This is a genomic window from Epibacterium sp. ABV4_022 (genome assembly GCF_056159345.1).
Window position 1 is genome coordinate 1,837,607 of the sequence record NZ_JBSWVA010000001.1, and the last position, 21,958, is coordinate 1,859,564.

Sequence of the window (21,958 nt, forward strand, 5' to 3'; positions counted from 1 at the left end):
CCTCGGGTATTTATGCGATGATAACAACAGCCTCGTTCCAGACAAGTGGCGATGTGAAAAATGGATTAACGCGAATGGCCCCCACACGCGCGCGGGCGGCGGGGGAGGCAGGGGCGGGTCTGCGGCGCAGACCTGCCATGACGGAGCGTGATCCTAGGCGCGCCGCTTCAGCATCACGGTTCCCAGCATGTGATCGCTGAGCCCCTGGCCCCGGGCGGTTGTCAGCATCAGCAGGATGGAAATGATCTGCAGCACCGGCACCGCCATCGAGACCGTATAGCCCACGGTATGCAAGAGCGCGCTGCCGCCATCGAGGCGCGCGCCGGAGTATTCGCGCAACTCGATGCCGCAGAACCGCATACCCAAGGTCGCCGAGCCATTGGCCAGCGTCGCCACCCGGTAGACAAACCCCACCGTCAGATAGAGCGCCGGCCAGACCAGCAGGCCGACAAAGGCGGTAAAGGGCACGATCACGGCGGCCATGGCAAAGATCAGAACGGAATCGATCAGGAAGGCAAACAGGCGCTTGGGCGCGACGCCAGAGTAGAACTCGGCCTGGATGTCAGGATCGGGGAGGGCGGTCATACGGGGCTCCTGCAAGATCTCAGAGGGAAAGGGCCCGGCCCCGGTGGCGGGGCAGGGCGATGGTGTCGATCAGGCCTGGCTGGCCGGGCGCGTGGCTTCGTCGTCGTCTGTGGCCTCATCCTCGGACTCGTCGCCGGCATGGCGGGCGCGCTCATCCATGAACTGGTCGAACTCGGCCTTGTCCTTGGCGGCGCGCAGCCGGGCGAGGAAGGCTTCGAAATCGCTCTGTTCCTGCTCCAGACGGGCCAGCGTGTCGGCCTTGTAGGCGTCAAACGCGCTGTTACCACTGGATTTCATCGCGTGAAAGCCGCGATGCATATGATGGGACCGTTTGCGGCAAGAGGATTTGAACATGCGTTTGCTCCAGATCATATAGGCAAGAAGGGCGAGGCCAACAGGCCAGAAGAAGATGAAACCAAGAACCATCGCGGCGATCCAGGCGCCCTTGCCCTTGGAATCCAGCCAGGCTTCGCTTTTGGCCAGCCACCCCTGATGCGGGGTCGGCGGCAGGTTGGTCGTGTAACTCGTCATCTGTCTCTCCACGGTGCTGGGGTGATGTTGCGTATGTAAACATCATTTACATCACCGATATGTGCAGTCGGGGGGACGCCTTCAAGGGTGTATGTAAATGTTTTTCACATTTACTTTGAATTTGCGCGCGCGCAGCCGGACAGAGTGCCTAGCGTCGCCTGAGTCAATCGCATGCGTGTTTCATTTTATCTATATTTTCCAGCAGGATGCTCGGGTGTCCTCACGCGGGCTGCGCGCGGATCACTCGGTCGAGGCCACCAGTCCCATTTCTGCGGCGAGGGCACTATAGGTGCTGCTCACCTGGTCTCCGGGTGACAGCGGCGCGGTGGAATAGGGAAACCACGGCCCGTTCAGACCGCCGGTGGTGGACCACATGGTGCCCTTGCGATCAACGCGGAACCGGGTGCAGGTCTTGACGCGGCTGCGTTCGACGCCGAAATCCTGACGCCAGGCCCAATCGGCCTCGTAGCACATGCGGCCGCGGTTGGTGGCATACCAGCGCCCGGCGCCAATGCTGCCTTCCGCCTGGTTGACCGCCACAAAACGACCGTCCGGCGCCCAGTAGGCCCCGGATCCGCCGCCCCAGTCGGCGGATTTCCCGGCAAACATGCGATAGACATAGTCCGGTGCAAGCGGCGCCGAGTTGTCCGGGTCCGGCATCTCGGCACGGGTGTCGGTGGCAGAGAGCGCAAGGCTCCCCACCACCAGCAAAGAGGCACTCAAAACGGCATTCGGGATACTCATCAACCATCCTCCAAACAGCGCCTGTATGGAAAACAATAGACAACGCTCCTCTCGTCACATGGCGCGTGAAATACGACGCATGTGCCGCGAAACCTGCTCCGTTTCGCGCCCGCCAGTGACATGAAACCCGAGAACGTCATGCCGCTGGAGATTTGGGAGATCTTGTTTTGAGCGTGGCACAAAACCAATGTGAAATCAACAATAACAGTTTGAAAACAAACAAGGAGGGGAGGGCGGTGCAGGCCCGCCTGCGGCGGGGCATTGCCCCTATTGCAGGGCGGAGAGGCGCGGTCCGCGGCTGCGGATCGCCTTCAGATAGGCCGCCCCCACCGGGGTGGGCTGCAAGGTGTCGCTGACCAGATTGATTTCGGGAACCCGTCCGTTCCAGGGGTAGGGGTTGGCGGCGAACCAGGCGTAGCGTTCGACAAAGGCAAGCCCGTCCATCATCCGGCTGGCCTCGCGGGCAAAGCGGGCATTCTGGCGATAGCTGGCACGGGCGGGTTGGCGCCAGTCGATATGGGCAAATTCGGTTACCCAGATCGGGCGGCCATAGGTGCGATGCACCGCGATCAGCCAGTCGCGGAACGCCCGCACGTCGCCATCGGTGGAATAGTAATGCACCGCCATGAAATCGACGCGCAGCCCGCGGGCCTCCACCTGTTGCATGAACCGCTGCTGCCAGCTGCCCGCGCCCAGGGTCTGGCCCTGGGTGGTGGCGGGGCTGCCCAGACGCAGGCCGTGCGCTTCGAGCCGGGGCCAGAGACGGAGCGCGCGTTTGACGCTCAGTTTCGCCTGATGCGCACCGCTGCCGCCGTCCGGTTCATTGAACCCCAGCAGGGCGCGGGGCCGGGGCTGGCTGCGAATGGGGTCACCGACGTTCTTTGCGCTGTGGATCATCGGCACGAATTCCACGGATCGCGGAACGGGCGCGGGCGTCCAGAGCGGATCCGCCCGCCAGTTGTAATACCATTGCAAGCCCGGCTGCCGCTCGATCCACGACATCATGCCGTAATCGGAATTCTCCCAGGCGCCGATCCCGGCCTGTTGCGCCCGTGACGCGCTGGGGCTGGCCGCCATCATGACCAGCGCAATCAGCAGCAGGCCAGACATGTACAGGCAGCGCGCCACAACAGCGGATTGGCGCAGAGAGAGCCGGGGGGCGTACCGCATATCCTGTTTCGCGCGTAGCGGCCGACGCCGGATCAGTTGGCGTAGCAGCGGGAGCGCTGCCCGAACCCGGCGGCAGAGCAGATGTAGCTGCCGCTGCCGACCTGGCGCACGGGGCGGGTGGTTTTTGTCGGTTTGCGCGGCGGGCTGCTCAACAGGTTCAGATTTGCCGTGGCCACACGGATCTGCTGTGGCGCGGCCTCGCCCTTGGCGGAGTTTGCCTGCGCCCCGGTGGGGGCGAGGATCGCAGCGCCGAACGCGAGCAGCGCCGGAGCGATGCCCTTGCGGACCAGATGCCGGGCGGATGTGGAAAAGAAGAATGCGCGTGAGGTCACGCACGCAAATGCGAGTCTTGCCATGTTCACTGCCTCTTTATGCCCGGTTCCGGGCGTTATGCTGCCTTCGGGGTCGAACCCTGGGCGCAGATTAGCAAACTGGAAAAGGGCCGACAAAACCATTGTCGCCGCAGCAGGCTAATATCGCGTTAACCCAGATGAACAGGAGCGGGAAGGCGCCACCCCTGTCTGCATTCCGGTGCCGGTCCGCGTTGGGGCCTTGGCTAAGTGCCTGAAACACGAAGACCCGCCGGGGGCGGGTCCTCATGGGGTGTTGGGGCAGGTCCATGTGCGGAAACCTGCCGATGTTCGGGGTGAGGCGTCACTCTCCCAGCGCGGCCTGCACCTCGCCCAGGGTGTTTTGCGGGAACCGCCAGTCCGGCAGGCCATAGCCATCGGGCCAGGGGTAGACCTCTTTTTGGTTGAAATAGACCACGGCCTGGAGTTCCGGATAGTCCTCCAGATCCTGGCGCACGGTCTCGTTCCAATCCGTCACATAGTCCGCATCGCCCACATAGCCGAGTTCGGCAACCACGATCGGCAGGTCGAATTGCAGCGCACGCTCGTAGCGGGGCTTGAAGATGTCGTGAAAGCTCTGCTCCGCGCCGAGGATTTCCTGCTCCCAGGCTTGCAGCCCAAAGACCGACAGGCCGATGACATCGACGTAATCATCCCCGGGGTAGAACTCGGCCAGCGTCTCGAACCCAAGGGGCGACCACATGAAGTCAAATCGATCCGAGGTCTCCCGGCAGATGTCGACGACGCGCTGATAGGCGGCGATATAGGTCTCGGGCCGCCATTGCGCCCAGATGAACTGGCCCGAGGTATCATCCATTTCCTGCGCCCAGCGGATGGTGACCGGAGAGTCGAAATCCGCCAATGTGCCGCAGATGGCGCGCAGGTTGCTGTCATAGCTGCCGTCGAAGATCCCCTCGATCAGCGCCGTGGCGGTGTTGCGCTCGCTGCGGCTCCAGGTCCAGGGCTCGATGGTGACAAGAACCGACCGGCCGCGTTCCTGTGCATAGGCGTCCGCCTCCAGCAGCGACGGCAGGAAGATGTCCTCCCAGGGCAGGAACAGATGTTCGATCTGCACGTCCGGGTCATCGGAAAATCCGCCGGTTGGATCATAGGCGCCGAACGGCAGGTCGCCGGGCGGGGCTGCGGCTGCCACCAGCGGCAGCACGGCCAGCGCCGCGCCGCCGACGACAGCGCCGAGAACGCCGCGATGCATCGGGCTTTGCTTTGGCTGGGTCATGTCACTCCTCCGGGGTCAATGTGTGGCTGCGATCCCGCCAATGGGGATCAAAGATCAGGATGGGATCGCCGGGCGCGCCAAGCCCGGCACCTGCGACGGCATATTGCACGCGGATCAGCGACAGGGGCTCCAGCCCGGTGCTCAGCGCATGGGTGCTTTCAAGTCCGCGGGCGGATACGGCGGCCATCAGCACCCCGGCGAGCCCGTAGGGCAACAGGGTCTTGGCCGCATCGCGCAGGTCAAAGGGCTCTGACCGGGCGCTGGCACCGCGGTAGTGGTGAAACACCATGACGCCGGTGATCACCGTGTAGATCATACCATTGATCGCCGACAAAAGGTAGAAGCCCTGCGCCTGCGCCACATCGTCCACCAGCAGCACCGGCACCAGACAGCCGAGCGCCAGCGCCGCATAGGTCAGCACGATGCGCCAGGGCAGGCTGGACTGCGCGGCCTCGCCCTTTGGGGTGATGCGGAAATCGACAAATCCGCCGCTCAGCGTGTCGCGCAGCGCCATCACGCAGCCGCACAGCACCCAGGGCCATTGCAGCACTAGGAACAGGGCTTTCTCCCAGGCGATCACCTTGCCATCGGCGGGGCGCAGATAGCCGTCGCCCTTCAGCAGATAGACCAGCAGTGTCAGCACCAGCGCCTGCGGCGCCAGATGACCGATAAAGGCGGGAAAGGTGACTTCGGCGTAGCGGATGTCAAAGAGGATCGCCACGATCGGCATCAGGTAGAACAGGGTCATGAAGCCGGCAATCAGCGGATAGAGCAGCTGGCAGAACAGGAATTGCAGCTTCAGCCGCAGCGGCAACTGCGCAAGATAGCGCGGCGTGTATTGCAACAGCAGCGTCACCAGACTGCGCGACCACTGGAACTCCTGGGTGCAGAGATCGGCAATATTGGCCGGGCCATCCCCCACCGCGATCGCGTCAAGCGCATGTACCCCGCGCCAGCCGCCCGCGTTCATCAGCAGCGTGGTGGAGTGGTCCTCCGCCAGCTCCGGTCCCAGCCCGCCGATGTCCCGCAGCGCCCGGGTGCGCACCGCGTAATGCGAGCCGATGCACATCGGCGCCAGGATCGCCGCATAGCCGGACTGGAAAATCCCGTGAAAGCTCGCCTCGGTATAAAGACGCGTGCGTGCGGCCCAGCTTTGATGTGCGTTCTTGGCGCAGATGCTCGGGGCGCTCACATAGCCCACAGTCGGGTCGGCAAAGCCGCGCAGGATCTCCGCCAGATAGCTGGGGCGCGGTACGTGATCGGCGTCCAGCTGAGAGACGAAATCATAGCGGGCATAGCCATAGGTGTCGTAGAAATAGGCTAGGTTGCCCTCTTTGCAGCGGGTGCGGCGCGGCCAGGTCTTGCGATGATAGTCGGGGCGGTTCTGCCGGCTGGAGATCCGCACCCCATTGGCCTCGCACCAGGCGATGGTTTCGGCATCCGGGGCCTCATCCGCCAGCCAGGTGTCATGCGGATAGGTCTGATGCAGCATCGCCATCAAGGTGGGCTTCAGCACCGACAGCGGCTCCGACGGGGTCTTGGTCACCACCATGGCCACCCGGGTGCGATCCGCATCCGGCACGGGACCGGTCGGCTTGCTGGCGCGCGGGAACACCGCGATAAAGAAACATTGCAGGAAGCTCAGCCATGCCAGCGCCAGGGTGGCCAGCCAGTATTGCGGCCCGCTGGCGGCATGCTCCGGGCGCAGCCACCAGCTCCAAAAGAACACCAGCCCCATCGCCCAGAGCAGGATCATCACCCGGTTGCGCCACCGCTGGCGCGGCGACCACAGCGATGTCAGGCTGCGCTCCGGTTGCCCCGACTGCGCGGCCCCCGGCAGGCGCGGGCCAGAGGGGGCGAGGGGGGCGATGCTGTCAGGCCGGGATGTCATCACGCACCTCCAGTCCAAAGCTGGCTGCCGCATCGCGCAGGATCGTGGGCAAGGTGGAGCGCTGCGCGACAAACCCAAGCCGGGCGCGGGCCAGGCCGGGATCGGCCACCAGCACCGGCGGATCACCGGCACGACGCGGCGCGGCTTGCCAGCGCGGCTTGCGCCCACTGAGACGCTCGATCACGCTCAGGATGTCGAGGATCGAATGCCCGTGGCCGGTGCCCAGGTTCACCGTCAGATCCTGGCGCCCCTCCAGCAGCCACCGCGTCGCAGCGACATGGGCGTCGGCCAGATCGCTGACATGGATGTAGTCGCGCACGCAGGTCCCGTCGGGCGTGTCGTAGTCGGTGCCAAAGACCTTGAGGCCCGGACCGGTGCCCGCCGCCGCCATCAGCGCCAGCGGGATCAGATGTGTTTCCGGGTCATGGCGCTCGTGCAGCTCGCCCTCGGGATCGGCGCCGCAGGCGTTGAAGTAGCGCAGCATCGCAAATCGCAGCCCGGTGGCCGCGGCGGTGTCGCGGATGATCTGCTCGCAGATCAGCTTGCTGCGCCCATAGGGGTTGATCGGCGCCTGCGGCTGGTCTTCGCGGATCGGTTGCCGGGTGGGAATGCCGTAGGTGGCGCAGCTGGAGGAAAAGACGATCTGGCCGACGCCGCAATCCTGCATCGCTGCCAGCAGCGCCACGGTGCCGCAGACGTTGTTGTCATAGTAGAAGCCGGGCTTCTGCATCGACTCGCCGACATAGGCGGCGGCGGCGAAATGCATCACCAGTCGCACCCGATACCGGCGCAGCACGTCGCGCAGGGCGCGGCGGTCGCGGATATCGGCCACTTCCAACGGCCCCCATTTCACCGCCCTGCGGTGACCGGTGCGCAGATTGTCCAGCGCCACCGGCAGATACCCGGCCGCGGCCAGCGCCTTGCAGGCGTGGCTACCGATGAACCCGGCGCCGCCGGTGACCAGGATTGCGGGCGTGTCACTCATATCGCCACCTGGCTCTTGCGCCCGTCGAGCGGAGCGGTGGTGCGGAAATAGGTCAGGGTTTCCTTCAGCCCCTCCGCCAGCGAGACCCGGGGTTGCCAGTTCAGCTGCGCGCGTGCGGTGCTGATGTCGGGGCAGCGCTGGCAGGGGTCATCCTGCGGCAACGGCATATAGCTGATCCGCGAGCGCGCACCGGTCAGCGCCAGCACCTTTTCGGCCAGCGCCGCGATGGTGAATTCCTCCGGGTTGCCGATGTTCACCGGCGCGCTCAGACCCCGGGGGCAGTGCATCAGGGCAATCAGCCCCTCCACCAGATCGTCCCGGTAGCAGAACGACCGGGTCTGCGCGCCGGTGCCGTAGATGGTGATCGGCGTCCCGCGCAGGGCCTGGGTGATGAAGTTCGACACCACGCGCCCGTCGTCGGGGTCCATGCCCGGCCCATAGGTGTTGAAGATCCGCGCAATGCGGATGTCGACCCCACGGCACAGGTGGTAGTCGTGGAACAGGGTCTCCGCCGCCCGTTTGCCCTCGTCGTAGCAGGAGCGCGGCCCGATGGTATTGACGTTGCCGTGATAGCTCTCTTGCTGCGGGCTGATGGCCGGGTCGCCATAGACCTCCGAGGTGGAGGCCTGGAGGATGCGCGCCCCATGGGTCAGGGCCAGTTCCAGCAAGTTGATGGCACCGCTGACGCTGGTGCGCATGGTCTGGATCGGATCGGCCTGATAGCGCGGCGGCGAGGCCGGGCAGGCCATGTTGTAGATCAGCGAGACCGGACCCGGCAGGCTGACCGGCCGCACCACATCATGTTTGATGAAGTGAAAGCGGGCATGCGGGATCAAATCCGCCACATTGGCCATGCGCCCCGTCGACAGGTTGTCCAGGCAATAGACCCGATAGCCCTTCTCGATGTAGCGATGGCACAGCCATGACCCGAGAAACCCCGCGCCGCCGGTAATCAGAACCGATGTTTGTCGTTTTGGCTGGGACGCGTCAGGTGCAAACGGGTGATACCCCTCACTGGCGTCACTTATATAGTTCACAACGAGTGCTCCTCTGCACAAGGGCAGGAATTCGTCATGCACTACTCGAAATGGCCAAATGTCTCGGCTGCAAATAACCTTTGCAAATGGCCGCATGTTGGGGGCTCACGGCCCCTTCTTACTCTTTATCCGCCCACTCTTTACGCGACTGGTACAAATTTGGGTTAGAAAAGCTTCTCCTACGTATAATCATCGTAAGCTGCTCAAAGTTTAGTCAAGCTTGCATTGAATTATATTCACAATTTTCAATTCTTGATGTAGGCAGGACGCGGATCTTGCAGCCCCCGGTTGTCGGTGACGGTGTTGGACTTCCGAAAAACACGAGACGCATGCGCTTTCCGACAGAATCAGTCTGCGCCGCATCCCCGGCGGATTCGGGGCTGGTTTTACGGATTCGGTCGTCGCTCGGGTCGGAGGGCAGGGCGCGCTGCGTCGTCGGCCGGTCCGGTCGCCTCCCAGCCAGATGGCGCGAGGTTGCCTGTCCACCTGCCGGTTCCGGCGCAGGGGGCGATGCATCTGATGACAGGGAGGGGGCCGGTCACGCGGCCGAGTCTTAACAGATCAGGAGCAAGGTCAGGCGCGCCGATGCGACGGGACTTCACCCATCGCTGCGCGTGGGGCACCGGCGGTGGGGCGTGTCACCTGGGTCAAAATTACAGGATATATGTCGAAAAACAGGCAGAAAACGCAGCGCAAACAGCAAGGGCTGAGCCATGCGACCTCGGGACGCGCGACGCTGTCTCGTGAATGAAGGCAAAGGGTGCGGTCACGCTCCCAAAACCACGTGTTAACCTTTACGCTAAATCCGGACTGTCGCCCGGCAATCCAGACAAAGACTGTGCCTGGACATTTGTACTGTTTACCTGAATCACTCGGTCCCCGAAACAGGAACGTGACCACGTTACCATAATATCGCAGTTTCTGCATTCGTGGAAGTGGGCAGTGCGCCGGAATTTGGTAAGGAATACCTCCTTTTATGCGACATTTTGTCGTTTTTAAAACCTCTGGTGTCTTTTCCGGCCACCGTGCTCGACCAGCGCCTTTGGGAAAGTCAAATCTGTCACCGGAGTGATCCGGGCTCTGGCGCGAGATTGGGATTGACCCTCCCGGCTGGGCGCCACAGTCTCTCGCCATGACGACCTCGCTGACGATACATCGCTGTCCCCGCCCGCTGGACCCGGAGATCGGGACCGAGGCGGTTGCCGGTCTTGCGCATCTGGCACCCGATGCCAGGGCCGTGCTCGTGGGGGCCGCTGGCAGCAGCCCCTACCTGAAGACGCTGATCCAATCCGAGCGCGACTGGATCGAGGCGGCCCTGTCCGATCCCGAAGGCGCGCGCGACGCGGTGTTTCAAACCTGCCGCGCCTCTGCCCCGGATCAGGTGAAATCTGTGCTGCGCGCGGGCAAACGCCGGATCGCGCTGCTTTGTGCGTTGTGCGATCTTTCGGGCCATTGGCCGCTCGAAGAGGTCACCGGCACGCTCACCTGGTTTGGCGAGTTGGCGGTGGATGTGGCGCTGAAGGCGGAAATCGCGCTGCTGATCAAACGGCGCAAGCTGCCGGGGATGAGCGAGGACGACATCGCCACCGCAGGCGGGATGAGTGTCTTTGCCATGGGCAAGATGGGGGCGTATGAGCTGAACTACAGCTCCGACATCGACCTCATCTGCCTCTTTGATGAAACCCGGTTTGAACGGGATGATTTCCTTGAGGCCCGTCAGGCCATGGTGCGCGCCACACGCAATATGAGCGCGACGCTGAACGATCGCACCGCCGAGGGCTATGTCTTTCGTACCGATCTCAGGCTGCGCCCGGACCCGTCGGTGACGCCGGTGGCGCTGGCGATGGCAGCCGCGGAACAGTATTACGAGAGCCTTGGCCGCACCTGGGAGCGCGCCGCCTACATCAAGGCGCGCAGCTGTGCGGGGGATATTGCGGCAGGAGAAAAATTCCTCAAGACGCTGACGCCTTTCGTGTGGCGGCGGCATCTGGATTTTGCCGCCATTGAAGACGCCCACAACATGCGCCTGCGCATCCGCGAGAACAAAGGCACCGGTGGCCCGATCACGGTTCTGGGGCACGATATGAAGCTCGGGCGCGGCGGCATTCGCGAGATTGAGTTCTTCACCCAGACGCGCCAGCTCATTGCGGGGGGGCGCGATCCGTCGCTCCGGGTGCGTGGTACGATCGAAGGGTTGCAGGCGCTGTCCGACGCGGGCTGGATCTCGGCGGAGGTGTCCGACACGCTGGCGCGTCACTACCGCGACCACCGCGAGATCGAGCATCGCATCCAGATGGTCCATGATGCCCAGACCCACCGCATGCCCACCTCCGAGGAAGGGCTGTCGCGCGTGGCCTGCCTGATGGACGTGGAGCCGGAGGCCTTTATTGCGGATCTGCGCGAGCGGCTGGAAGAGGTGCATCGCCTGACCGAGGATTTCTTTGCCCCTGGCACCAGCGCCAAACCGGCAGAGCCGCTGCCGGAGGATCTCGACCAATCGGTGATTGCGCGCTGGCCCAGCTATCCGGCGCTGCGCTCTGATCGCGGTGCGCGGATCTTTGAACGTCTGAAACCGGAACTGCTGAGCCGCCTGTCGCGCACCGCCAATCCGGGTGAGGCGCTGCTGGCGCTGGATGGGTTTCTGGCCGGGATGCCCGCCGGGGTGCAGCTGTTCTCCCTCTTTGAGGCCAACCCGCAACTGATTGATCTGCTGGTCGATATTGTTGGCACCTCGCCGGCGCTTGCCAATTACCTGTCACGCAATGCATCGGTGTTCGACGCGGTGCTCGATGGCGGCTTTTTTGCCGACTGGCCCGGACGTGACGCACTGATTGCAGAACTCAAGGACGCCTTGGACAGTGAGAGCGACTATGAACGCCAGCTCGATCTGACCCGACGCTGGCACCGCGAATGGCACTTTCGCACCGGAGTGCATCACCTGCGCGGTCTGATCGATGCCGATACCGCCGGTCAGCAATATGCCGACCTTGCCGATGCGGTGATCATTGGCCTGCTGCCCAAGGTCGCCGCGCAATTTGCCGCCAAACACGGGCCGATGCCGGGGCGCGGCTGCGTGATCCTCGGGATGGGGTCGCTGGGGGCAGGGCGGCTGACGGCGACCTCCGATCTGGATCTGATCATGATCTACGATCCGCTGGAGGAGGAGAGTTCCGATGGCAAGCGCCCGCTGGCGGTGCGGCCTTACTATGCGCGGCTGACGCAGGCGATGGTGACCGCCCTGACCGCCCCCATGGCGGAGGGGCGTCTCTACGAGGTCGACATGCGCCTGCGCCCCTCCGGCAATCAGGGGCCGGTGGCCACCAGTTGGCAGAGCTTCACCCAGTATCAGGAAAACGACGCCTGGGTCTGGGAGCATCTGGCGCTGACGCGGGCGCGTGTGGTGGCCGGAGAAGAGACGCTTGCGCGGGATCTGGAAAAATTCCGCTGCGATTTCCTCGCCCGTCCCCGGGATCGCACCGATGTCCTGCGCGAGGTGGCCGAGATGCGCCGCAGGCTTGCGGCCGCAAAATCGCCTGACGGGCCGTGGGACGCCAAGACCGGCCCGGGCCGGATGCTTGATATCGAATTGGTGGCACAGGCCGGAACACTTTTGGCCGGGCAGCCCAAGCGCGCGGTGCAGGACGGGCTGACCGCAGGGGTCGCCAGCGGGTGGCTGGATGACGCGGATGCGCAGGCGCTGGGCGCTGCCTATCGGCTATGCTGGGCGGTACAAAGCGCGGCGCGGCTGATTGCAGGCAAGGGATCTGATGGTGCGGTGCGTGGTGAGGGGGGCTCGGCCTTCCTGCTGCGCAGCACCGGTTATGATACCATCGGGCTGCTGCAGCAGGCCCTTGAGGACGCCTATGCAAGCGCGGCCGTGCGGATCGACGCGGGCGTGCGCCAGTTCGCGGCAGAAGAAACGGAGACCAAGACGGATGACGACACAGACCTCTGAGCTTCAGGGACTGGACCCGAAGGGGCTGATCCGCGAATCCTATCGCATCGAGGGCATCGACCCCAGCCAGTGCCGCAGCATCTTTTTCGACTGGGCGCTGTCGATGCCGGTGGACACCGACACCGAGGCGGCGCTCTCTATGTTGCTCGACCATTACGGCGCGGCCCATCCCGATCATCCGATGACCGTGGTCCTGCGCGACGGGCTGGCCGGGGGGCAGCAGCGTCCCAAACGGCGCGGCGGCTGGCGCTCCCGGCCACGGGATCCGGCGTCCTGATCCGGACACTGGCCGGGAACTCGGCGAGGCTGGTGACAGGCGGCCCCGTCGCTGACCTGAGCGCCGGCCTCGTTGCTAGCCTGGGCGGCCGCGCGCTGGATTGTGGTTAACAACCCCTTAAAATGCTCCGGTTCTGTCGAATTCCTGCCCTCTTTGCACGACAAAACCCTGCCAAGCAGACAGAGAGAGTGCGCGCAACGGCGGCACGAAGGAGGGTTCCATGGGTTTCATGCGTTTTCTGGCAGTCCTCGCGTTGGGCGGATCGCTTGCCGCATGCGGGACGGTGGATGTGCCGTCGCGCAATGCGACTCTGGCGCCGCTGGGCAGCATTGCCCCGGCGATCGCCCCGATGCCTTCGGACAACGGCGCACATTGGGCGACGGCTGGTGGCTGGTGAGCAGAGGCTGCGCCTGACGGTTGACTGACCGGCCTCCCGGGCGGCGCGCCAGCCCTTGGGGCGGTGATGCGTTTTCTATCTTGGGGCAGGCGGGAACTCGCGCTATGTGGGGGCATGACAGATGCTGACCTGACCCTGCCGCCGCGCCCGCGCGTGAAGATGAAACCCAAATCCAATGCCCGCGCCATCCGCCACGGCTTTCCCTGGGTCTATGCCAACGAGTTGGTGACCGACCGGCGCACCAGGAAACTCGCACCCGGCAGCCTCGCGGTGCTGGAGGATGAGGCGGGCCGCAGCCTTGGGCTGGTGGCCGTGAACCCCGAAAGCAAGATCATCGCCCGGATGTTGGACCGCAAGCCAGACGCGCAGATTGATGTGGCGTGGTGTGCCGCGCGCCTGTCGCGGGCGCAGGAGTTGCGCGCCCAGCTTTACGATGCGCCGTTCTATCGTCTGGTGCACGCCGAAGCCGATGGGTTGCCCGGCGTGGTGATCGACCGTTTTGGCGACACATGCGTGATGCAACCCAATGCGGCTTGGGCAGAGGCCCATCTGGAGGCTTTGGCGCAGGCGCTGGGCGAGGTCACTGGCTGCACGGTGATCCTGAAAAACGCCTCCGGGCGCACCCGTGGGCTTGAGGGGCTGGACGATCAGAATGCGGTGCTGAAAGGCACGGCCCCCGAGGCACCGGTGCCGGTGGTGATGAATGGCGCCACCTATATGGCGGATCTGACCGGCGGGCAGAAGACCGGCCTGTTTTATGACCAGCGTGACAACCACGCCTTCGCCGCGCGTCTGGTGGCGCCGGGCGCACGGGTGCTGGATGTGTTCTCCCACGTGGGGGGCTTTGGTCTGGCGATGCTGGCGGCGGGCGCGGGCCATGCGACCTGCGTCGACGGTTCTGCTGCCGCGCTTGATCTTGCGACAGCGGGCGCCGCGGCCTCCGGCCACGGCGACAGGTTTGAAGCCCGTCAAGGCGATGCCTTCGACGTGCTGGCGGCACTTGGCGCGGAGGGCGCGCAATTCGATGTGGTGGTCTGTGATCCACCCGCATTTGCACCCTCAAAACAAGCGCTTGAGGCGGGGTTGCGCGCCTATGAGCGGGTGGCGAAGCTGGCGGCCCCCTTGGTCAAGCCCGGCGGATATCTGGGTCTGTGTTCCTGCTCTCATGCGGCGGACCTGACCCGGTTCCGCAATGCCTCGGCACGTGGGATCGGCAAGGGCGGGCGGCGTGGACAGCTGCTCCACACGGGCTATGCGGGCGCGGATCATCCGCAGATGCCGCAACTGGCCGAGAGCGGCTACCTGAAGGCCGTGTTCTTCCGTCTCGATTGAGGGTTTGCCTGTGAAGCTGCTGCTGGACACCTGTGTGCTCTACCCGACGGTGATGCGCGAAATGCTGTTGGGGGCAGCGCGGGCGGGGCATTTTGTGCCGCTCTGGTCGGCGCGTATTTTGGGCGAGTGGGAACGCGCAGCGGTCAAACTTGGTCCCACCGGTGCGGCGCAGGCCAAGGCCGAGATCGCGCTGCTGAACGCGGGCTGGCCGAAGGCGGCGGTCGCGGCCAATTCGGGCCTTGAGGCGCGTCTGTGGTTGCCGGATGAGAATGACATTCACGTTCTTGCCGCTGCGATTGCGGGCCATGCGGATGGGATTGTGACCGTCAACGCAAAGGACTTTCCCCGCCAGATGCTGGCGGAGGAGGGGCTGACGCGTATCGCGCCGGATGAGCTGCTCTATGACTTCTGGCTGAAAGATCCCCAAGGTATCGAAGCCGTGGGGCAGGCGGTTCTGGCAGAGGCGAACCGGCTGTCCGGCGAGGTCTGGCAGATGCGGGCGCTGTTGAAAAAGGCGCGCTTGCCACGTGTTGCCAAGGCTTTGGGTGAATAACAAGGCCACGTCCGACCGAGAGGTCGGACAGCCCCCGACCCTCCCCATGGGAGGGGGCTTTACCCCCACCCAGGCTCGGGGGCTGTCCTTTGTCAGCTATTGCCCAAAATCTCTGCCGCGATCTCGAAGGAGCGCAGCCGTGCGTCGTGATCATGGATCTGCCCGGTCAGGATCACCTCATCCGGCTGATAGGTCTCGATCAAACGCGACAGGTCTCCGCGCACCGTCTCCTTTGATCCCGTCGCCGATATGGTCAGTGCTTGATTGACCCCCGCCAGGATCTCCGGCGTCAAGGCGTCGGCGATATTGTCCACGGGCGCTGGTAGCTTGCCGGGCATGCCCAGACGCAGGCGGGCAAAAGCCTGCTGCATGGTGGTGCGCAGCCGCTCGCCCTCGGCATCGCTCTCGGCGGCAAAGACGTTGATCGCCAGCATCGCGTGGGGTTCTGCGAGGGTCGGCGAGGGGCGGAACTGGCGGCGATAAACATCAAAGGCCTGCTCCAATGCTTGCGGCGCAAAATGCGAGGCAAACGCATAGGGCAGCCCCAATGTCGCCGCAAGTTGCGCGCCGTAAAGGCTCGACCCCAGCATCCAGACCGGCACCTGCGTGTTCTCGCCGGGGATGGCGCGCAGAGTGCTGCCCTCACGCTGTGGCCCGAAGTAGGAGATCAATTCCTGCACGTCCTGCGGAAACCTATCCCCGGAGTCCTGCAACCCGCGTCGCATCGCGCGCATCGCCGCCATATCGGTTCCCGGTGCGCGCCCCAGACCAAGGTCGATCCTTGGGCCATGGATCTCGGCCAATGTGCCAAAGGCCTCTGCCACCATATAAGGCGCGTGATTGGGCAGCATGATGCCCCCCGCGCCGATGCGCATGGTGGAGGTTGCCTGTGCGATATGGCCGATCATCACCGCCGTTGCGGCGCTGGCGATACCGGGCATGTTGTGATGCTCCGCCAGCCAGTAGCGGTGGTAGCCCCAACGCTCTGCGTGTTGCGCCAGATCGGCACTATTGGCAAGCGCCTGAGCGGTGGTGGACCCTTCTGGCACCGGGGCGAGGTCGAGGACGGAATAGCGCATGAAAACCTTCTCCTTGCGGGAAGGTTTAGGTAAGGATCGCAGCGGGCGGGTGCAAGGGGGCGAGGAGAATAAGAGGGCCGGACCGGCGGGTCAGGCGTCGCCCCATTTGTGTTCCAGCTGCTCCAGGGCGGCAATGCGCTCTTCGGTCTTGGGGTGGCTCATGAGCCAAGCAGGGGCCATGCCCGCGCGGGAGTTGGTGAGCTCTTCCAGCTTGCGAAACAGGCTCTTTTGCGGCTCCACGCCGATCCCGGCCTTGGTCAGAAGGGCGGCCGCATATTCGTCGGCCTCGTATTCATCGCCGCGCGACAGGCGCGCCGCCAGAAGGCTGGTAAGAACACCCGCGATCCACGGGCCGATAAAGGGAATGTAGCGCCCGATCACCATCATCAGCACCGTGCGCAGCGCATTCTGGCCAGAAAAATCGATCATCCGTTTCTTGGCATGGCCCAATGCCACATGGCCCAGCTCATGCGCGATAACGCTTGTCAGCTCCGCGTCGGTGACCTCGCCGTTCTGGAACTTGCGATAAAATCCACGGGTGATGAAGATGCGCCCATCGGGGGCGGCGAGACCGTTCACCGGATCGATCTCGTAGATGTAGACCGGGATGCGCGGCAACTCCAGCGCGGCGGCAAGCCGGTCGGTCATGCGTTTGAGATGCGGATCGGCCAGCTCGGTCGAGCGGGCATCAAGTTCGCGGTGGGTGCGCCAAACGGACAGGCGGTACATCACCAGCCCGTAGATCACCGCCAAAAGGATGGGAGTCAGTCTCAGCATGGACCTGATATGGGCGGGTTTCGGCTCTGCGGCAAGCGGTTCGCGTAATTTTAAAGGGGCTGCATGCCTGCGCCATGTTACCCTAGGGCACAGTTCTGGCGACACGGGAGGGGGAAGCATGGATGGCACGGTCACGGTACTGGTGGGCACGACCAAGGGCGCGTTTCTGATCGACGGGGGCATGGATCGGACAGGCTGGCACGTGCGGGGCCCCTTTTGTGAGGGGTGGCCGATCAACCATGTGGTCGGCGATGCCGAGAGCGGGACGATCTGGGCTGGCGGTGGCAGCGAGTGGAATGGGGCCGGGATCTGGCGATCAGCGGATCAGGGCGAAAACTGGCAGGTCACGCGCCTCACCCGAGGCACCACCGATGATTGGGCCGAGAATGATCCCGATTTTGCGGCAATGATTGGCTATGAGCCCGTCGAGCTGCCCTTTGGCAGTGACTTCCAGCAGATCTGGTCCATCGGGATCGGGGCGGGGGTGCTTTATGCGGGCACCAAACCAGCATCCTTGTTGCAAAGCCGCGATGGCGGCGAGAACTGGACGCGTGTTGACGGGTTGAGCAATCATCCCTCGGCAGGCAGCTGGACCCCGGGCGCGGCGGGGCTGGTGCTGCACACGATCCTGACCGACCGGGCGCGCCCGTCGCATCTATGGTGCGGGATTTCGGCAGCCGGTGTTTTTGCGAGCGAGGATGGCGGTGAGACATGGGAGCGGCGCAACCGGATGTCCAATGCGGAAGGCTGCGCACATCACGACCACCCCGCAGCGCCGCGCGATGGCGAAACCGGGCATTGCGTTCATAACATGGTGCGCGCTCCGGGAGATAATGAGCTGATCTATCAGCAAAACCACCATGGGGTCTGGAAGTCGCGCGATGGTGGCCGCAGTTGGGACGACATCAACGCGGGGCTGCCTTCGACCTTTGGGTTTCCCATCCACGTGCATCCCCGCGACCCGGACACGATCTGGACGCTGCCCCTGAACGGGGATAGCGCCGGGCGCTTTCCACCGGACGCGGCAGCAGCGGTGTGGCGCTCGCGCGATGGGGGCGAGAGCTGGCAGGCGTGTCGGGACGGGCTGCCGCAGGAGGGGTGTTTCTTCACCGTGCTGCGTCAGGCCATGGCAGGGGATCGGCGTGACCCGGCCGGGGTCTATTTTGGCACCAATTCCGGATCGGTCTTTGCCAGCTTCAACGAAGGCGACCAATGGCAGGAGATTGCACGCCACCTGCCCACGATCCTGTCGGTTGAGGTGCTGGACCGCCGCTGAACCGAGCGCAGCCAGCGGAACAAGGGAGGTGTTGCGCTTTGCTTTGCAAATCGCGCTGGGGGGGGGGGGGGGGGGGGGGGGGGGGGGGGGGGGGGGGGGGGGAAGGCTCTGCCCGCCGCCCGGCCCAACGCTTTTGATGCAGGCTTTGCCTGTGTTGAAAGGGGCGGGAGCCTCCCCGACCACCCAATGCACCGCGACATTTGTTCCTATAGCGCCCTTACCGGGGGCGGTGTTCACTGCTGGTGACGGAGCAGGAGTTGATCCGATGAATGTCTTCTTATTGAGTGCGGCGGCCTTGGCTGCAGTCTGGACCTTGGTGCATGGGATCGTCGGGGGGCGTCAATCTGCGCGGCCCCTTGCTGCGGATCAGCAGCTCATCCCGGTTGTGCGCGAAACGGTTCTATTGTGCTGACATCTGGTGACCGGAGCATTGGCACTGATGGCGCTGTTTTTATGTCTCGGTGCGTTTGGGCGCACGGACATGGCGCTGGCGGGGATACTGCTGGCAGCGGTGACCGCGGGCATTGGCATCGCAGTGCCGCCCTTGCGCGGGGTGTCCTATGGGGTGTTGCCGCAGGGGTGGCTTTTTGTGCCAGTGGTCCTGTTGGGGGCGTGGGGGCTCTGGGGATAGCATTGGCCCTGTGCCCCTAAGGCATGTGGCAGCAAAGCTGACCTATTGTTTCGTGCGCGAAACATTGGGGAAATAACGCTGATACTTTTTGTGGGCCAGTAAACCAAGCGATCCCCCAAATGCGGGTTGCAATTTGAGAGAGCGTAGCTTTTACAATGCGTTAAGGCATATTTCTCACGTCATTCAACGTGTCAGTTCCCGCATGCCACGCTCCAGCCCGTCGAGGGTCATCGGCACCATGCGATCCTCAAAGATCTCGCGGATCATCTGGATGGAATGGGTGTATTCCCAGTATTTCTCTGGCACCGGATTGATCCACAGATGCGAGCTCCACTGCGCACGGGCGCGCTCCAGCCAGACCTGACCGGCCTCCTTGTTCCAGTGCTCATTTGCCCCGCCGGGATAGGCGATCTCATAGGGCGACATCGACGCATCGCCGACAAAGATGCATTTGTAATCCGGCCCATAGGTCCGCAGCACCTCATGGGTTGGGGTCTGGGCATCCCAGCGGCGGGCATTGTCGCGCCAGACGCCTTCATAGAGACAATTGTGGAAGTAGAAATACTCCAGATGCTTGAACTCGCTGCGGGCGGCGGAGAAGAGCTCCTCCACCAGTTTGATATGCGGATCCATGGAGCCGCCGACGTCGAGAAACAGCAGCACCTTGGCGGCGTTGTGACGCTCGGGGCGGGTCTTGACATCGAGATAGCCGTTTTCGGCGGTGGCGCGGATGGTGCCGTCGAGATCCAGCTCCTCGGCGGCGCCCTCGCGCACCCAGCGGCGCAGGCGTTTCAGGGCGACCTTGATATTGCGGGTGCCGAGTTCGACATCGCCGTCCAGGTTCCTGAAGTCGCGCTTGTCCCAAACCTTGACCGCACGCTGATGGCGGCTTTCGTGCTGGCCGATGCGCACGCCTTCGGGGTTGTAGCCATAGGCGCCAAAGGGCGAGGTTCCGGCGGTGCCGATCCATTTGTTGCCCCCCTGATGGCGGCCTTCTTGCTCCTTCAGGCGTTCCTTGAGTGTCTCCATCAGCTTGTCAAACCCGCCCAGAGCTTCAATCTCGGCGCGTTCCTCGGCCGAGAGATGTTTCTCCGCCATCTTGCGCAGCCACTCCTCGGGAATGTCCACGGCCTCCATCACCGCAGAGGCGGGGATCTGGTCTAGACCTTCGAAGGTGGCGGCAAAGGCGCGGTCGAATTTGTCGAGGTTGCGCTCGTCTTTGACCATCACCGCGCGGGCGAGATAGTAGAACGCCTCCACGTCATAGGTGGCCAGACCCGCCTTGAGCCCTTCCAGAAACGCAAGATATTCGCGCAATGAGACCGGAACGGCGGCGGCGCGCAGGTTCTCGAAGAAGGGCTGAAACATGGGGGCTCCGTCGTTTTGGGTCAGACCAGCATCCGGTGGGTGATGATGGTGCCGAACAGGCCGAGGATACCAAAGATCATGCCGTAGACAGCCCCGTATTGCAGCATATCGGCGATATTGCCGCCACGTTTGCGGGCCTTGAAGGCACCAAGGGCTGCACCAAAGAGCAATGCGAAGATCACGATCATGACGGGTCTCATTCAGATTGGGACTGACCGGTCAGAGACCGCCAGTGCGCGGAGTGGACCCCCGGGGCCGGTTTGGGGACGCGATCCAACCAGCGAAAGGGGGCGGTTGTTTCGCATATAGCTTGCGAGTCCGGGATGTGCAAAGGCCCGGTGGCGGGCGGGGAGGATGCCGGTTCCAGCGCGGGGGCGCGGGTTACGGGCGTGGCGCCTCGTGTGCGGCGGCCACCTCCTGCAGCGGGCTGGCATAGGGCACCTCGGCGCCATGACCATAGAGCCCCCACCCAAGGCTGTCGGTGCGTAAGGCAGCGGCAGCTTGCGGATCGCCGCGGAGGTCGGCCAGCTGTGCCTTGAGCATCAACAGGGTGGACAGCAGTGCGGCATTTTGGCCCCGCCGCGCAGCGGGCAAGGCGCGTTCGATCAGCGCGCTCGCGCGATCGAGGTCACCGGCCCGCAGCGCATAGGCGGCGAGGCGCGATTCGATCAGGGCGCGGTGTTTGGCGGTGTCGGCGCCGATGCCAAGATAGGTCAGCGCGGTGCGGAAATGCGCCTGCGCCAAGGCGGGGTTGCGGATCTGTTCGGAGCGCCCCACCAGAAAATGCCCAAAGGCGCGGCGGTGGTCGCGCCAGCCCAGGTCCCGGGCAATGGCAGCGGTGGCATGGGCGGCGCGCCTGCGGTCGGCATCGCTGGAGCCAGCCCCCAGCGCGGTTTCAACCGCCGCCACCCAGGCGGGGGGCGTGGCTGGCAAGGGGGCAGGGGCCTGCGTTCGGCCCCGCGGATTGAGCCGGTCGAAGATCGCGGGAAGACGGTCGGCCACCTGCTGGCGTGTCATCCCGGTGTGCAGGGCCGGGTCATATGTCGCGCGCAGGATGAGCATGTCAAACCCGGTGAGCACCGCGTGCACATTGTCATCGTTGAACACGGAATCCGGCAGGCGATAGAGATCGTTCAACGGTCCCAGCGCCTGTGCGAGCTCTTCGTGCAGACAGTCGCGCAGTTCCTGCGGGCTGACGTCATTGGGCACAAAGATGGCCAGCCGGTCCCGGCTGCGCAGCTCTTTCCAGTCGGTCTGCGGCGCGCGGCGGTTGTGACGGAACTCTTCCAGAGAGCTGACATTGGGCACCACAAAACAGGCGGCCTGGGGCAGCAGGCGCTGGATCCGATGGCGCGGCACCGCCTCGATGGTGATGCTGGCGGTGCCTGGCTCTTGGGTCATGCGGATGTCGAGGCCGGCCTCGGCGCGCAGCCGTGCCAGAAGTGCTGTCAGATCCGGTTGCATCGTGACCGTCGGCTGCCCGGTGATCGCCACCCGCACCGGGCCCTCGAACCGGGTGAAGACCGGCAGCGGTGTTCCGCCTTCGAGTTGAAAATGCAGATCAAGGAAGTCCCGCGCCATGTCGCTGTTGGCACGATGGGCCGGCGTGGCGGCGCGGGTGGGAAAGGTGCGGATCGGGGGGGGCGTCAACGTGGTCGAGGCCGAGGAGGCGCGCGAGGGCGGAGATCCGGCCGTGTCACATCCTGCCGCCAGCAGTGCCAGCGCCAGACCGGCCAGGGCCATGGGTCTTGTGACCGCCGCCAGACACCGACGTGTCCGTGCG

General features: G+C 64.3%; 21 protein-coding genes. 7 read left to right on the forward strand and 14 right to left on the reverse strand.

Annotated features, from left to right (window positions below; translation table 11 throughout):
- Positions 1-153 precede the first annotated feature (153 nt).
- The 9 genes from ACXAF5_RS08660 to ACXAF5_RS08700 form a co-directional block, all read right to left on the reverse strand.
- The gene (locus ACXAF5_RS08660; protein ID WP_239321916.1) at positions 154-585 is read right to left on the reverse strand and encodes an RDD family protein; all 432 of its coding nucleotides are present in this window, start codon (positions 583-585) and stop codon (positions 154-156) included.
- A 69-nt stretch (positions 586-654) separates the two neighbouring features.
- Positions 655-1,116 carry a DUF2852 domain-containing protein gene (locus tag ACXAF5_RS08665; RefSeq protein ID WP_474946290.1) on the reverse strand — a complete coding sequence of 154 codons (462 nt, stop codon included), beginning with the start codon at positions 1,114-1,116 and terminating at the stop codon, positions 655-657.
- 240 nt (positions 1,117-1,356) lie between these two features.
- Entirely contained in the window at positions 1,357-1,860 is a 504-nt protein-coding gene (locus ACXAF5_RS08670; protein ID WP_474946291.1) for a DUF995 domain-containing protein, read from the reverse strand.
- A 267-nt stretch (positions 1,861-2,127) separates the two neighbouring features.
- A complete protein-coding gene (locus tag ACXAF5_RS08675; RefSeq protein ID WP_474946292.1) occupies positions 2,128-3,030 on the reverse strand; it encodes a glycosyl hydrolase in 903 nt (300 codons plus the stop codon).
- Between the two features lie 32 nt (positions 3,031-3,062).
- Entirely contained in the window at positions 3,063-3,386 is a 324-nt protein-coding gene (locus tag ACXAF5_RS08680) for a hypothetical protein (RefSeq protein ID WP_474946293.1), read from the reverse strand.
- Positions 3,387-3,684: 298 nt separating this feature from the next.
- Complete coding sequence (locus tag ACXAF5_RS08685) at positions 3,685-4,617, reverse strand: glycoside hydrolase family 26 protein (protein WP_239321906.1); 933 nt, start codon at positions 4,615-4,617, stop codon at positions 3,685-3,687.
- Position 4,618: 1 nt separating this feature from the next.
- Positions 4,619-6,508, reverse strand: coding sequence for a glycosyltransferase family 2 protein (locus ACXAF5_RS08690; protein ID WP_474946294.1), 1,890 nt, complete (start codon positions 6,506-6,508; stop codon positions 4,619-4,621).
- Positions 6,492-7,493: a UDP-glucose 4-epimerase GalE gene (galE, locus tag ACXAF5_RS08695; protein ID WP_474946295.1), complete on the reverse strand. Its 1,002-nt coding sequence runs from the start codon at positions 7,491-7,493 to the stop codon at positions 6,492-6,494. Before galE ends, ACXAF5_RS08690 begins: the two co-directional genes overlap by 17 nt.
- A complete protein-coding gene (locus tag ACXAF5_RS08700) occupies positions 7,490-8,521 on the reverse strand; it encodes a UDP-glucuronic acid decarboxylase family protein (protein ID WP_474947819.1) in 1,032 nt (343 codons plus the stop codon). The genes galE and ACXAF5_RS08700 overlap by 4 nt, the downstream gene beginning before the upstream one ends.
- 1,141 nt (positions 8,522-9,662) lie before the next feature.
- Here ACXAF5_RS08700 and ACXAF5_RS08705 point away from each other — a divergent pair.
- The 5 genes from ACXAF5_RS08705 (at position 9,663) to ACXAF5_RS08725 (ending at position 15,044) form a co-directional block, all read left to right on the forward strand.
- Positions 9,663-12,485 (forward strand): [protein-PII] uridylyltransferase family protein, encoded by a 2,823-nt coding sequence (locus ACXAF5_RS08705; RefSeq protein WP_474946296.1) that lies wholly within the window; start codon positions 9,663-9,665, stop codon positions 12,483-12,485.
- The gene (locus ACXAF5_RS08710; RefSeq protein WP_474946297.1) at positions 12,466-12,762 is read left to right on the forward strand and encodes a hypothetical protein; all 297 of its coding nucleotides are present in this window, start codon (positions 12,466-12,468) and stop codon (positions 12,760-12,762) included. The genes ACXAF5_RS08705 and ACXAF5_RS08710 overlap by 20 nt, the downstream gene beginning before the upstream one ends.
- Positions 12,763-12,982: 220 nt before the next feature.
- A complete protein-coding gene (locus ACXAF5_RS08715; protein ID WP_474946298.1) occupies positions 12,983-13,159 on the forward strand; it encodes a hypothetical protein in 177 nt (58 codons plus the stop codon).
- Positions 13,160-13,273: 114 nt separating this feature from the next.
- Complete coding sequence (locus ACXAF5_RS08720; RefSeq protein WP_474946299.1) at positions 13,274-14,491, forward strand: RSP_2647 family RNA methyltransferase; 1,218 nt, start codon at positions 13,274-13,276, stop codon at positions 14,489-14,491.
- A gap of 10 nt (positions 14,492-14,501) precedes the next feature.
- On the forward strand, positions 14,502-15,044 hold the full coding sequence (locus tag ACXAF5_RS08725) for an RSP_2648 family PIN domain-containing protein (RefSeq protein WP_474946300.1): 543 nt from the start codon (positions 14,502-14,504) through the stop codon (positions 15,042-15,044).
- A 92-nt stretch (positions 15,045-15,136) separates the two neighbouring features.
- Here ACXAF5_RS08725 and ACXAF5_RS08730 read toward each other — a convergent pair whose 3' ends face one another.
- Together ACXAF5_RS08730 and ACXAF5_RS08735 are read right to left on the reverse strand one after the other, a co-directional pair.
- Positions 15,137-16,123, reverse strand: a complete 987-nt coding sequence (locus ACXAF5_RS08730; protein ID WP_474946301.1) for an LLM class flavin-dependent oxidoreductase — start codon at positions 16,121-16,123, stop codon at positions 15,137-15,139.
- 90 nt (positions 16,124-16,213) lie between these two features.
- On the reverse strand, positions 16,214-16,900 hold the full coding sequence (locus tag ACXAF5_RS08735) for a M48 family metallopeptidase (RefSeq protein WP_474946302.1): 687 nt from the start codon (positions 16,898-16,900) through the stop codon (positions 16,214-16,216).
- Positions 16,901-17,018: 118 nt separating this feature from the next.
- On the opposite strand from ACXAF5_RS08735, the gene ACXAF5_RS08740 reads away from it, so the two are divergent.
- Positions 17,019-18,176: a WD40/YVTN/BNR-like repeat-containing protein gene (locus ACXAF5_RS08740; RefSeq protein WP_474946303.1), complete on the forward strand. Its 1,158-nt coding sequence runs from the start codon at positions 17,019-17,021 to the stop codon at positions 18,174-18,176.
- A 418-nt stretch (positions 18,177-18,594) separates the two neighbouring features.
- Positions 18,595-18,807 (forward strand): hypothetical protein, encoded by a 213-nt coding sequence (locus ACXAF5_RS08745; protein WP_474946304.1) that lies wholly within the window; start codon positions 18,595-18,597, stop codon positions 18,805-18,807.
- Positions 18,808-18,990: 183 nt separating this feature from the next.
- Here the strand turns inward: ACXAF5_RS08745 and ACXAF5_RS08750 are convergent, their stop codons facing one another.
- The 3 genes from ACXAF5_RS08750 to ACXAF5_RS08760 form a co-directional block, all read right to left on the reverse strand.
- Complete coding sequence (locus ACXAF5_RS08750; protein ID WP_474946305.1) at positions 18,991-20,175, reverse strand: vWA domain-containing protein; 1,185 nt, start codon at positions 20,173-20,175, stop codon at positions 18,991-18,993.
- 20 nt (positions 20,176-20,195) lie between these two features.
- Entirely contained in the window at positions 20,196-20,363 is a 168-nt protein-coding gene (locus ACXAF5_RS08755) for a hypothetical protein (protein ID WP_239321883.1), read from the reverse strand.
- Positions 20,364-20,556: 193 nt separating this feature from the next.
- Positions 20,557-21,918, reverse strand: a complete 1,362-nt coding sequence (locus ACXAF5_RS08760) for a DUF2927 domain-containing protein (RefSeq protein WP_474946306.1) — start codon at positions 21,916-21,918, stop codon at positions 20,557-20,559.
- Between the last annotated feature and the right edge of the window lie 40 nt (positions 21,919-21,958).

What these genes read in the sequence shown, in the direction of transcription:
- ACXAF5_RS08715 (WP_474946298.1), top strand. Translation starts at nt 12,983, where the DNA reads ATGGGTTTCATGCGTTTTCTGGCAGTCCTCGCGTTGGGCGGATCGCTT.
- ACXAF5_RS08705 (WP_474946296.1), top strand. Translation starts at nt 9,663, where the DNA reads ATGACGACCTCGCTGACGATACATCGCTGTCCCCGCCCGCTGGACCCG.
- ACXAF5_RS08730 (WP_474946301.1), bottom strand. Translation starts at nt 16,123, where the DNA reads ATGCGCTATTCCGTCCTCGACCTCGCCCCGGTGCCAGAAGGGTCCACC.
- ACXAF5_RS08750 (WP_474946305.1), bottom strand. Translation starts at nt 20,175, where the DNA reads ATGTTTCAGCCCTTCTTCGAGAACCTGCGCGCCGCCGCCGTTCCGGTC.
- ACXAF5_RS08760 (WP_474946306.1), bottom strand. Translation starts at nt 21,918, where the DNA reads ATGGCCCTGGCCGGTCTGGCGCTGGCACTGCTGGCGGCAGGATGTGAC.
- ACXAF5_RS08675 (WP_474946292.1), bottom strand. Translation starts at nt 3,030, where the DNA reads ATGCGGTACGCCCCCCGGCTCTCTCTGCGCCAATCCGCTGTTGTGGCG.
- ACXAF5_RS08690 (WP_474946294.1), bottom strand. Translation starts at nt 6,508, where the DNA reads ATGACATCCCGGCCTGACAGCATCGCCCCCCTCGCCCCCTCTGGCCCG.
- ACXAF5_RS08710 (WP_474946297.1), top strand. Translation starts at nt 12,466, where the DNA reads ATGACGACACAGACCTCTGAGCTTCAGGGACTGGACCCGAAGGGGCTG.
- ACXAF5_RS08670 (WP_474946291.1), bottom strand. Translation starts at nt 1,860, where the DNA reads ATGAGTATCCCGAATGCCGTTTTGAGTGCCTCTTTGCTGGTGGTGGGG.
- ACXAF5_RS08665 (WP_474946290.1), bottom strand. Translation starts at nt 1,116, where the DNA reads ATGACGAGTTACACGACCAACCTGCCGCCGACCCCGCATCAGGGGTGG.
- ACXAF5_RS08685 (WP_239321906.1), bottom strand. Translation starts at nt 4,617, where the DNA reads ATGACCCAGCCAAAGCAAAGCCCGATGCATCGCGGCGTTCTCGGCGCT.
- galE (WP_474946295.1), bottom strand. Translation starts at nt 7,493, where the DNA reads ATGAGTGACACGCCCGCAATCCTGGTCACCGGCGGCGCCGGGTTCATC.
- ACXAF5_RS08720 (WP_474946299.1), top strand. Translation starts at nt 13,274, where the DNA reads ATGACAGATGCTGACCTGACCCTGCCGCCGCGCCCGCGCGTGAAGATG.
- ACXAF5_RS08740 (WP_474946303.1), top strand. Translation starts at nt 17,019, where the DNA reads ATGGATGGCACGGTCACGGTACTGGTGGGCACGACCAAGGGCGCGTTT.
- ACXAF5_RS08680 (WP_474946293.1), bottom strand. Translation starts at nt 3,386, where the DNA reads ATGGCAAGACTCGCATTTGCGTGCGTGACCTCACGCGCATTCTTCTTT.
- ACXAF5_RS08755 (WP_239321883.1), bottom strand. Translation starts at nt 20,363, where the DNA reads ATGATCGTGATCTTCGCATTGCTCTTTGGTGCAGCCCTTGGTGCCTTC.
- ACXAF5_RS08735 (WP_474946302.1), bottom strand. Translation starts at nt 16,900, where the DNA reads ATGCTGAGACTGACTCCCATCCTTTTGGCGGTGATCTACGGGCTGGTG.
- ACXAF5_RS08660 (WP_239321916.1), bottom strand. Translation starts at nt 585, where the DNA reads ATGACCGCCCTCCCCGATCCTGACATCCAGGCCGAGTTCTACTCTGGC.